The 10263-nt window shown below is 58.1% G+C and carries 12 protein-coding genes and 1 pseudogene; 8 read left to right on the forward strand and 5 right to left on the reverse strand.

Annotated elements, in window-relative coordinates; translation table 11 throughout:
- Positions 1 to 112: 112 nt before the first annotated feature.
- A complete protein-coding gene (locus M5C71_RS26070) occupies positions 113 to 727 on the reverse strand; it encodes a TetR/AcrR family transcriptional regulator (RefSeq protein WP_248769025.1) in 615 nt (204 codons plus the stop codon).
- Positions 728 to 925: 198 nt separating this feature from the next.
- Between M5C71_RS26070 and M5C71_RS26075 the strand changes: the two genes are divergently transcribed.
- The gene (locus M5C71_RS26075; RefSeq protein ID WP_248769026.1) at positions 926 to 1975 is read left to right on the forward strand and encodes an MBL fold metallo-hydrolase; all 1050 of its coding nucleotides are present in this window, start codon (positions 926 to 928) and stop codon (positions 1973 to 1975) included.
- A 137-nt stretch (positions 1976 to 2112) separates the two neighbouring features.
- The gene (locus M5C71_RS26080; protein ID WP_248769027.1) at positions 2113 to 3702 is read left to right on the forward strand and encodes an amidase family protein; all 1590 of its coding nucleotides are present in this window, start codon (positions 2113 to 2115) and stop codon (positions 3700 to 3702) included.
- 49 nt (positions 3703 to 3751) lie between these two features.
- On the opposite strand, the gene M5C71_RS26085 is transcribed toward M5C71_RS26080, so the two are convergent.
- Positions 3752 to 4555 (reverse strand): SDR family oxidoreductase, encoded by an 804-nt coding sequence (locus M5C71_RS26085; RefSeq protein WP_248769028.1) that lies wholly within the window; start codon positions 4553 to 4555, stop codon positions 3752 to 3754.
- A 118-nt stretch (positions 4556 to 4673) separates the two neighbouring features.
- On the opposite strand from M5C71_RS26085, the gene M5C71_RS26090 reads away from it, so the two are divergent.
- Together M5C71_RS26090 and M5C71_RS26095 are read left to right on the forward strand one after the other, a co-directional pair.
- On the forward strand, positions 4674 to 5612 hold the full coding sequence (locus M5C71_RS26090) for a GlxA family transcriptional regulator (RefSeq protein WP_248769029.1): 939 nt from the start codon (positions 4674 to 4676) through the stop codon (positions 5610 to 5612).
- 108 nt (positions 5613 to 5720) lie between these two features.
- On the forward strand, positions 5721 to 6281 hold the full coding sequence (locus M5C71_RS26095; protein ID WP_248769030.1) for an AAA family ATPase: 561 nt from the start codon (positions 5721 to 5723) through the stop codon (positions 6279 to 6281).
- Positions 6282 to 6285: 4 nt separating this feature from the next.
- Here M5C71_RS26095 and M5C71_RS26100 read toward each other — a convergent pair whose 3' ends face one another.
- A complete protein-coding gene (locus M5C71_RS26100) occupies positions 6286 to 6615 on the reverse strand; it encodes a helix-turn-helix transcriptional regulator (RefSeq protein WP_103498814.1) in 330 nt (109 codons plus the stop codon).
- Positions 6616 to 6894: 279 nt separating this feature from the next.
- On the opposite strand from M5C71_RS26100, the gene M5C71_RS26105 reads away from it, so the two are divergent.
- From M5C71_RS26105 to M5C71_RS26115, 3 genes are all read left to right on the forward strand, one after another.
- Positions 6895 to 7137, forward strand: coding sequence for a type II toxin-antitoxin system HicA family toxin (locus M5C71_RS26105; protein WP_248747757.1), 243 nt, complete (start codon positions 6895 to 6897; stop codon positions 7135 to 7137).
- The gene (locus M5C71_RS26110; RefSeq protein WP_100944165.1) at positions 7134 to 7535 is read left to right on the forward strand and encodes a type II toxin-antitoxin system HicB family antitoxin; all 402 of its coding nucleotides are present in this window, start codon (positions 7134 to 7136) and stop codon (positions 7533 to 7535) included. The genes M5C71_RS26105 and M5C71_RS26110 overlap by 4 nt, the downstream gene beginning before the upstream one ends.
- Before the next feature lie 62 nt (positions 7536 to 7597).
- Positions 7598 to 7906 (forward strand): chorismate mutase, encoded by a 309-nt coding sequence (locus tag M5C71_RS26115; protein WP_248769031.1) that lies wholly within the window; start codon positions 7598 to 7600, stop codon positions 7904 to 7906.
- A 94-nt stretch (positions 7907 to 8000) separates the two neighbouring features.
- Here the strand turns inward: M5C71_RS26115 and M5C71_RS26120 are convergent, their stop codons facing one another.
- On the reverse strand, positions 8001 to 9197 hold the full coding sequence (locus M5C71_RS26120) for a Fic family protein (RefSeq protein ID WP_248769032.1): 1197 nt from the start codon (positions 9195 to 9197) through the stop codon (positions 8001 to 8003).
- Between the two features lie 546 nt (positions 9198 to 9743).
- Between M5C71_RS26120 and M5C71_RS26125 the strand changes: the two genes are divergently transcribed.
- Positions 9744 to 10040, forward strand: a complete 297-nt coding sequence (locus tag M5C71_RS26125) for a fructose-bisphosphate aldolase (protein WP_103498813.1) — start codon at positions 9744 to 9746, stop codon at positions 10038 to 10040.
- Positions 10041 to 10127: 87 nt separating this feature from the next.
- Here M5C71_RS26125 and M5C71_RS26130 read toward each other — a convergent pair.
- A pseudogene (locus M5C71_RS26130) lies at positions 10128 to 10263 on the reverse strand (ribonucleotide-diphosphate reductase subunit beta); the annotation flags it as partial.

Consider the following 10263-nt stretch of genomic DNA (forward strand, 5'->3'; position numbering starts at 1 on the left):
GGCCGTTCATCGGATAAGAAGGATGAATATTGTCGAGCATTCCGTAAAGAATAATCAGTGTCCTTCCAAGCCATTTAGAAGGTCTTGAGGCGGTTTTAGCGGTCTGTGCCGGCTATTTGACGATTTCGTAGCCGGCGAGAAACAGATCCAGCGACGATTCTATGACGCGGCTCTGGGTAGAGGGGTCCAGGGGCGGCTGGCCGAGGCTGATCTGTGGCCAGAAGGCGAAGGTTTTGAGCAGGCCGTGCAACTGCGCCGCGGCGAAGGCCGGGTCCACGGCTTTGAAGGTGCCGTCGGCCTGGGCATCACGAATCCACTGGTTGAAGGCTTCTTCCCGTTCGGCCAGGCGCGCGACCATGCCTTGGGCGCGCTCGGGTGAATGGATGGTGGCGGCGATGGCCACACGGGCCAGGTCGAGAAAGCTGCTTTCACTGAGCAGGCGCAGTTTCAAGGCCATCAATTCGCGCAACTGCTCACGCAAGCTGCGATCCGGGTGGTAGGACATATCCACTTGTGCCGCACTGCTGGCCCACAGGTGGTGCATGATTTCCGCGAACAACTCTTCCTTGCTGGGAAAGTGGTTGTACACCGTGCGCTTGGACACCTCCGCCTTGGCGGCGATCTTGTCCATGCTGGTGGCCTCGAAACCGTCGGCGCGAAAGGCCTCGATGGCCGCATGGATGATGGCTTCACGTTTGCGGTCGGTCAGGCGTAGGGGAGCGGTCATGGGCGGCTTCGGCAGGAAAAGAAAAATTACACTCGGTAGTTTACTTATCGGCAGCGTTGTTGCAAGCTTGAAACTACACTGTGTAGTGTAGTTGCTCTACTCCAGTATTTCATCGGTTCAAGGCTTGCGTGCAGCGGCCCTTGATCATTCAGCAGAAGAACGTGGGAACCCTTGGCGGTTTCCGGGAGTCACCCCGTAATGACCACTCGTTCGCTTACCCGCGCCAAACCCTCGTCCTTGCAGGAGCAGGGGCAGTACCGCAACCATGCTCCCACCCCCCAGGGCGGGTTCGGCAAGATGCTCGGTATTTTCTGGAAGATGCTCTTTCACAAACCCCGCACTACCCGTCCGTCCGGCAGCGTTCCGGTCCTGGGGCTGACCCGTGAGCAGTTGTTGGCGGCGGAAGACTTCAGTGTCTTTCGTCTTGGCCATTCGACCTTGTTGCTCAAGCTGCAGGGCCTGTTCTGGTTGACCGATCCGGTGTTCGCCGAACGTGCGTCGCCAGTGCAATGGGCCGGTCCCAAGCGCTTTCATCAACCGCCCATCAGCCTTGAAGAGTTGCCGCCTATCGAGGGCGTGATTCTTTCCCACAATCATTACGATCATCTGGACTATAAGACCGTCCTGCAACTCGCTGCCAAGACCCGCTATTTCCTCGCGCCCATGGGCGTGGGCGATCTGTTGATCAAGTGGGGTATCCCCGCTGACAAGGTCCGGCAACTGGACTGGTGGGAAGAAACCCAGGTCGGCGACATTCGTTTCGCCGCCACCCCGGCACAGCACTTTTCCGGTCGCACGATGTTCGACAACAACCAGACGCTGTGGGCGTCCTGGGTGATGATGGTGGGCGAGCAGCGGATCTTCTTCAGTGGTGACAGCGGTTATTTCGAAGGCTTCAAGCACATCGGTGAACATTACGGCCCCTTCGACCTGACCCTGATGGAAACCGGTGCCTACAACGTCGATTGGCCCCATGTGCACATGCAACCGGAACAGAGCCTGCAGGCGCACCTGGACCTCAAGGGCCGTTGGTTGCTGCCGATCCACAACGGCACGTTCGACTTGTCCTTCCATGTCTGGCACGAACCTTTCGACCGGATCCTGGCCCTGGCCTGGGAACGCAATGTGTCCATCACCACGCCGCGGATGGGCGAAGCCTTCAACCTGCTGCAACCCCATCGCGGGTACGCCTGGTGGCTGGAAGTGGAGCACCCGGAAGAGGCGCAGACGCCGATCACCGTGCGCTAGGGTGTCTCACGGGTTGCATTGAATTTTCACTCAGCCTGCAACCGATTGTGTCCGGCGCTTCTGACGGAAGCGCCCATTAGGATGACCGCCGCCAGTGAAATGGATCACTGGCGTTTGGTTTCCTCAGGACACGATTCATGTATCGAATGCTCAAAAAGCGCGCCGTGATGCTCACCCGTTTGGCGTTGCTGCACGCCCTTTGTCTGACACCGCTTGTCAGTCAGGCGAATACTCCCGACCAAGCTGTATTTCCGGCGCCAGCCTCGGTTAAAAACCAGGCGTTGGCGCAGATGGTCTATGCCAGTGCCGCCGAGGTGGCACTGGCGCTGGCCGAAGGGCGCTTCACTTCGCAGGAACTGGTGAGCTATCTGATCTCCCGTGCAGCCGATCTGGACTCGTTCGGTCCGGCTATCGAGGCGGTGATCGAGTTCAATCCCGAGGCCTTGTCGATTGCCGAGGCGTTGGACGAAGAGCGCCAGGCGGGTAATCTGCGTGGCCCCCTGCATGGCATCCCGGTGTTGCTCAAGGACAATATCCATACCGCCGACCAGATGCAGAGCGCGGCCGGGTCATTGGCCATGGTCGGCACCGCCGCCGCTGATGACGCGTTCATCGTGCAAAAACTCCGCGAGCAGGGTGCGATCATCCTGGGCAAGACCAATATGAGCGAATGGGCGAATTTTCGCGGTGACCAACTGCCTGATGGGTGGAGCGGGCGAGGCGGACTGACCAGGAACCCCCATGGGCTCAAGGGCGATGTCTGTGGTTCCAGTTCGGGTTCCGCTGCGGCGATAGCGGCGGGTTATGCGCCGCTGTCGTTGGGGACCGATACCTTCGGGTCGGTGATTTGCCCGGCGTCGAAGAATGGTGTCGTCGGCCTGAGACCTTCCGTGGGGTTGTTGAGCCGCACGGGAATCATTCCTGCTTCCCGCGAACTCGACAGTGCCGGGCCGATTACACGTACGGTGCGTGATGCCGCCTTGCTCCTCAATGCCATGGCGGCCCTCGATCCGCAGGACCCGGCTACGGCGCAAGTCCCCGCAACGAAGGACTACACGCAAAAGCTGAAAGCCGATGCGCTACAAGGCAAGGTCATCGGCTATCCCAGCCGCTTCAAGCCTGGTAGTGAAGACTTGAACGAGCATCCGCAGTTTGCCCAGGCCTTGGACACCCTGCGTGGCGCCGGCGCGCAACTGGTTCCGGTCGACTTGAAGGGGACCGATTGGAGCGAAAACGATTGGACGCGGGTGAGCCGCCTGTTCGACATGACGATCAAGCGGGTGCTGCCCGGCTATCTGGCCAGCCGCTCGGGTCTGAAGGCCTCTACCCTTCAGGAACTGGTGGATTACAACGAAAAGAATCCCGGTGCGGAAAACTACAACCAGGACCTGCTCAAGCGAGCCAATGCGCTGGTATTTGACGAAGCCGAATACCTGAAGCTGTCGGACGGACTGGGCGATGAGGCGCGCGGCAACGTCGATAAGCTGCTGGCGGATAACGGACTGGATGCGGCACTGGGGGATCCTCATCCGTTTGCGGTGCTTGAACTGGGCAGCGCAACCTTTGCCGGGTATCCGGGGATTACCGTGCCTTCGGGCATGGATGCCGATGGCATGCCCACCTCGGTATATTTCTACGGTGCGCGCTGGAGCGAGGATGAGCTGCTGGCGATCGCCTACGGCTACGAGCAGGCTTCGAATGCGCGACAGGACCCGGACTTTGAATAAGCCCGGGTAGCGGTGAGCCTGCCACCGAGTCTGGTGGCAGGTTGCAAGGTCAGCCTTTTACTGTGTAGCGAGCCGCCGGCACCTGATGCGACAGGTTGGGCTTCAGGGTTTGGCGTGCCTGTTCGAAGGCTTGCCAATCGGCAATATCCGGCAGCGACGGGATAGTAACCAGCTCGCCAAGAGCCAGCCCGGCGAGCGCGGCATCCACCAGGTCTTCGCTGTTCATCACGATCTCACCGGGCAGATGCTGTATTGGCAACCCGGCGATATCCCAGAACTCGGTGCTGATCGCCCCGGGTAATACGGCCTGGACCTTGACGCCTTTTTCGCTCAGTTCGTGATGCAGGGACTGAGTGAAGGCCAGTACAAAAGCCTTGGTCCCGCCATACACACCGTTGAGCAACTCGGGGGCGATGGCGACGATGGAGGCGATATTGATGATCGTCCCTTCAGCACGGGCCACGAAATTGGTCGCCGCCGCTTTGGCCAGACGGGTCAGGGCGACGACGTTCAAGTGAATCATCGCATCCATTTTCGCCTGTTCGGACTCCAGCAGCGAGGCGGATGCCCCGACACCGGCGTTGTTTACCAGCAGGTTGATCCGCTGGTCCTGTTCGAGGATTTGCGCGATTCGCGCCAGATCGCCTGAGTTATTCAAATCGGCCTGAACCACTTCGACGGTCCGTTGGGTCGCGTTGCCCAACCGTGCGGCCAGTTGCTCCAGGCGTTCGCGATTGCGGGCCACCAGAATCAGGTCGTACCCCTCGTGCGCCAGACGGTCGGCGTAGACCGCACCGATACCGGAGGAAGCGCCAGTGATCAGGGCAAAACCCTTCGAAGATGATTGAGTCATTGCAAGGCTCCAGAGTGGCCGACGAGATGTCGGCGTTGCTGGCGTTAAGATTATGGTGGTAATTTATTGGCAGCAATGTCATATCTCCCACCTTTTGAGACATTATCGAGTCCTGCCCATGATCCGTGTCGGCATTATCCTGTTTCCTGGTTTCCAGGCGCTGACGTTGGCGACCGGTACGGTTTTCGAGCACGCCAATCTGGAAGTCGAGCGCGAGGTCTATCAGGTGGACCTGCTCTCCGAGCACGGTGGTACGGTCAAAAGCTCCGTCGGCTTCAGCGTCGAGACCCAGCCCTTCGGTGTGCAGGATTACGACACGCTGGTGGTGGTGGGTGATAACGACCTGGTGCCAGGGACGACAGGCCTGATTGACTACCTGCGCGGTGCACCGGCGTTTGCCCGGCGTATCACCTCGGCTTGCACCGGCTCGTTTCACCTGGCGGCGGCCGGTCTGCTCGAGGGGCGACGAGCGACCACCCACTGGTACCACGCGCGGATTTTCAAGCAACTGCATCCCGCTGTTCGACTGGAGGAGGACAGGATCTTCACCGTGGATGGTCCGATCTGGACTTCGGCCGGCATGACCGCCTGTATTGACCTGGCATTAGCCCTGGTAGAGCAGGACCTGGGGGTGGAAGTGACTCGCAATCTTGCGCGCACGTTGGTGGTCTATCACCGCCGGACGGGTGGCCAGTCGCAGTTTTCCGCATTGCTGGACCTTGATCCGAAATCTGATCGTATTCAAAGCGCCCTGGCGTTTGCCCAGGAGAACTTGCGGGAAGATTTATCCGTTGAGCAACTGGCGCAAGTGGCTCACCTCAGTCCGCGTCAGTTCAGCCGGCTGTTTCGTGCCGAGACCGGGCAGTCGCCGGCCAAGGCGATTGAGCACCTGCGCCTGGAAGCGGCACGGTTGATGATGGAATCGGGCTGGCACTCCATCGATGTCGTCGCCCGCGACACCGGCTTTGCCGATCCGGAGCGCATGCGTCGGGCTTTTCTGCGGGCCTATGGTCAGCCGCCGCAGATGATCCGGCGCTCGCTGCAATTGCAGATGTAGCCGTTGTAAGGAATCACTCGCTTGGCGAGCGGGGTTTTTCGTTCAGCCCCCAGGCGAGTACGGGTCTACCATTAGTTCGAGACTGGAAGCAGAGCGTCAGGAACAACCATGGCCCATCGAATTCATCTTTTCGGCGCGTCGGGCTCCGGCACTACGACCTTGGGTATGGCGCTGGCCGAGCGCTTGGGAATTGCCCATTTTGACTCGGACAACTTTTACTGGCAGCCCGCCGACAAGCCTTTCAGTTGCAAGCGTCCCCGTGACCAGCGGGTGCAGTTGCTGCGTGAGCAACTGGCCCGGCAGGACAACTGGGTGCTCTCCGGTTCGCTCTGTGGCTGGGGCGACCCCTTGATTCCGGCGTTCACCCTGGCGATTTTCATGCGCCTCGACCCGGAGGTCCGCTTGCAGCGCTTACGCGTTCGCGAGTTCCAGCGCTATGGTGCGCAGATCCACGAAGGGGGAGAGCGGTTTGTCGCGACCCGTACCTTCCTGGACTGGGCGGCCGGCTACGACACCGGAGACCATGGCACCCGCAGCCTCAAGCGACATGAAACCTGGATCAGGAACCTGCCATGCCCTGTGTTACGGCTGGATACCACTGATCATCCGGTGGAGGCGTTGGTCGAACAGGTGATGCGCGCGCTGGAGCGGCCGGCTGCATCGGTGTAGCTGATTACTCGATCAGTTCGTAATCCTTGCGCTCGATCGGGTCCGGTGTGGTTCCGCGGATATTCATCCCGCGACCGGGGGCAAACCCGGGGAAGAACACCAGGCCTTCGGCTTCGAAGCGAAAGGCCAGGGCCAGCCGGGTAACATCCCTGAGTGGTTCGCCGGCTTCGAAGCGCTGGATGGCAGCGACCGAGACGCCGGACTCCCGGCTCAGTTGCTCATGGCTCCAGCCCAGCATGACCCGCGCCTGCAGGCAGTGTCGGGGCGTGAATTGATGCAAAACGATGCGTTCAACGGTGGTCCTCATCACATGACTGGCGGCTTGGCTGGACATGGCACTCTCCGGGCTTGATCGGCTGATTTGAAAAATACTGTGTTTTTGTACAGTTGTTTTTCGACCTGATCAAACGTTTTTTCAGCATTCCGATTATCGGTATCGAGCTGTTGTGTTCGTAGGGATTGGATCAGCCCATGCGTCGGCATTGACCGTACGACATGCTTTGTCACGGCCTTTCTTTGCTTGGTAAAAACAATGTTGTGTAGGGTGTGTATTTTTGGCTTGATGTGATTCAAGCGCGTGTGTACCTTACACAACAGAGCTCAAGGAGTGAGCATGCGAAGCAGAGATGTCATTGAACTGATCGAAGCCGATGGTTGGTATGAGGTGGCGGTGAAAGGAAGTCACCACCAATTTCGGCACCCGAGCAAGACAGGCCGCGTCACTGTTCCCCATCCCAAAACGGAAATTCCGAAGGGAACACTCCACAACATATTGAAGTCGGCTGGCCTCAAGGGCACAGCGTATAGCGATGGCAACCGTAATGACGTGTTTCCATATGGGCGAGGTATCCAATGAAATTTCCAGTGGTACTACATAAAGAGGCGGAATCAGACTACGGCGTGACCGTGCCGGATGTGCCAGGTTGTTTTTCTGCCGGAAGCACTTTTTCCGAAGCGCTGGAGAATGTGCATGAGGCCTTGGCCTTGCATTTCGAGGGTTTGCTGGCTGACGGTGAGCCGTTACCCCATGCGCGGGAGGCCGATGTCTATCTGGATAACCCGGACTATGCCGGCGGTCTCTGGGCCATCGTCGACTTTGATGTGACGCCTTACCTGGGCAAGTCGGTTAGATTCAACGCCTCGTTGCCCGAGCATCTGCTTGAGCGGATCGACGAACGTGTGCAGAAGGATCATCGCTACGCCTCGCGCTCGGGGTTTCTGGCGACGGCGGCGTTGCGCGAGTTGTATGCCTGATGGGTTGCAAAGGGAGAGATGTATCAGCCAGAGTGGCCGGTCTCAACAGGAGATAGAACGATATGGCCGTCCGTTGTACATCACTCGAAGAAGTCCGCGAAAACATCGACCGTCTGGATCGGCAGATCGTAACGCTGCTGGCGGAGCGGGGTACCTATGTCACTGAGGCTGCGCGCTTCAAAAAAGACAGCGATGCCGTCAGGGCTCCACAGCGCGTGGAGCAGGTCATCGCCAAGGTGCGGGCATTATCCGAGGAGTACGCCGCCAATCCCGATATGGTCGAACAGGTCTATCGGGCCATGATTGCGGCGTTTATCGAGCAGGAGTTGCAAGAGCATGGAAGCACTCGCCACTTATCGTCGTCCTCCTAGTCAACCAAACCGCCTCGATGGCAACGTACGCTTGGCCGAGAATTTTGACCGAGCCTCACAGGCCATGATTGATGGCTTGTGAGGTATCGGCCGTTCACGCACCGACCATTCGTTGATGCAAATCTGGGAACAGAAGTTGCGCAAACCAGATGGGCAAGCCGGGATACAGGTCACGGGCTTTGGGGCTATGGCTCTCGACAAGGCCCAGTTTCACGAGTGCTGCGAGTTGATCGCTTGCCACCCGATCACTGAAGCCGGTGAACACTTTGAAGTCAGCACGACTGACGGTTCCTTGTGTCAGCAGTATCTGCAGTGCTCGGGCTGACTCCGGCTTCAAGCCTACCTTTAGAAGGCGTGGGTCCCATTTGAATATGATCTCCAGGCGCCCTTTCAGGTGAGTGATATTCAATGCCCGTTCCGTATAACGCATCTGATCCAGGCAGGTCTCCAGCATGAAACCGACGAACTCGAATAACCCGGCTTGAGTGAGTTGTCCCCGCCCATCTAGGTCACCACGCCGGGGTTTATCTGCATTGGCAAGATAGGCGTAATAGGCTCTCTGCTGTCGTGCCAGTCCCCTTGAAAGGGACCAAAGCGGTGATGCCAGGCCGAGCTTATGCAGTTGCAGATGAGTAATCAGCCTTACGCTACGTCCGTTACCATCCACGAAAGGATGAACCCAGGCCAGCCGGTGATGGTAGGCCATGGTGGCAAGCAAGCGGCTGCGGGCATCGGGGAGTCGTCCGTAGACGTGTTGCATCCGCACCAGCATGGCGGTGACCGCGGTGCTGGCGGGTGCTGCGTGGTTCCCCACCAGAACATCCTGTTGAGCTTCGTCGCGTAGTTGCCCCGGTATCAGCAATCTGCCTTCACTCAGGCGCAGCTGTTCCTGGTCAGCACCGTCAAAAAGACGCTTATGTACACGTGCTATGAATCTTGGGTCAAAGAAGGTCGGCCAGGTGGATTGAGGATAAATGTTGAGGGCTCGCTCAAACGCTTCCTGAGCACCAATATGAGTCATCGCCAGCTCTGATAGTTCTTTACGGCTGCGTTTCGGCGCTGAAGGGGCCAGTGTGACTGGCTCGGTAAACTGGCCTTCGATCAGGTTGCTGTAAAAGCTGTTGGTCACCCGCAGGAGCCCGCCGACACGGATAGCTGTCTCTGGAGAGATCATTCCGGTTAGTTTTCCTGCCAGGAATGGCACCTCTTCGGCCAGTTTCAGAATTTCGGCCGGAAAGGTCGGCATGAGAGGCTCAAGCCAGTGATTTCCTGTGACTAACTCAGTCGACATTTTGACTCCAATCGCGGATTTTTTAGCGGATTTTTTAAAACCTGAGTGGCCTGATCTATAAGGGCTCCGTGAGGTTATAGCACTTATTTCGTGAAGAAAATCGCGGATTTTTTTGCGGATTTTTTCTGATAGAAAATCAGCGTGGGGATTCTCGTTTCTGATTGATGTCTACCATCGCAAGACAGCCCTGCTTGAGGGGGGAGCTGAGTGCTCTATTCCTGGATCCTACTTCTCAGTCAGAAAACTCATCGGGCGCCTGCCCGCTATGGCGAATTGTTCCAGATGGAGAGGCGAGCTTAGAGTCTGAGTTACTCGCTGGATAATCTGGCGAGAAGGGTTTCGCAGCCCTTTTGCACAACACGAAAAAGCATCATGAAGACGTTGGCGGCTGTATATTTGCTGCTGCTCGTTTCATGGTGGCTGTGTGTGGGAGGCTTTCGAGCCTGCCGATTTCCGTGTTTGTCGGTCTGCGAACCCGCGCACAGCTGCCACCCATTTCGTTTCGCAGCGAAGGGCGGTCATTCTCTAGTAACACGGAGTTTTACGATGAATACCGAGCATACCCCCAGGCGCTTTATCCCGATGGACAGCGTATCCACTGAGTTCCCTGTTCTCTACATCGACCGCAATGCCCCGCTGGTTGATCTGCATGCTTGCGTCAGCGAGCGCATGCGGGCGGTCAACAAACTGATGATCCTGTTCACCTGCAGCCGGCTAAGCGATAGCGACCCGCGAGACCTGGGCAATATCGCCTCGATCTCACGGTTGTTGCTACAGGATGCCAGTGACGTGTTCGATGTGATCGAAACGCGAGGGCTGGAAGCGAAGCGCATGGCTTCATAACGCGGTGCCCAGACGCAAACAAAAAAGCCCTGAACAGGTTCAGGGCTTTTCGGTGTTTCAGCTACTCACTCAAGGTGAACAGCCGCATCAATCCCAGCTCAACGCCCCGCCAGTCTGATACTCGATCACCCGTGTCTCGAAGAAGTTCTTCTCTTTCTTCAAGTCCATGATCTCGCTCATCCATGGGAACGGGTTGGTGGTCCCCGGGTACTCTTCCTTCAAG

Origin of the sequence: Pseudomonas sp. MWU12-2345 (assembly GCF_023242385.1) — a bacterium.
GTDB lineage: Bacteria > Pseudomonadota > Gammaproteobacteria > Pseudomonadales > Pseudomonadaceae > Aquipseudomonas > Aquipseudomonas gingeri_D.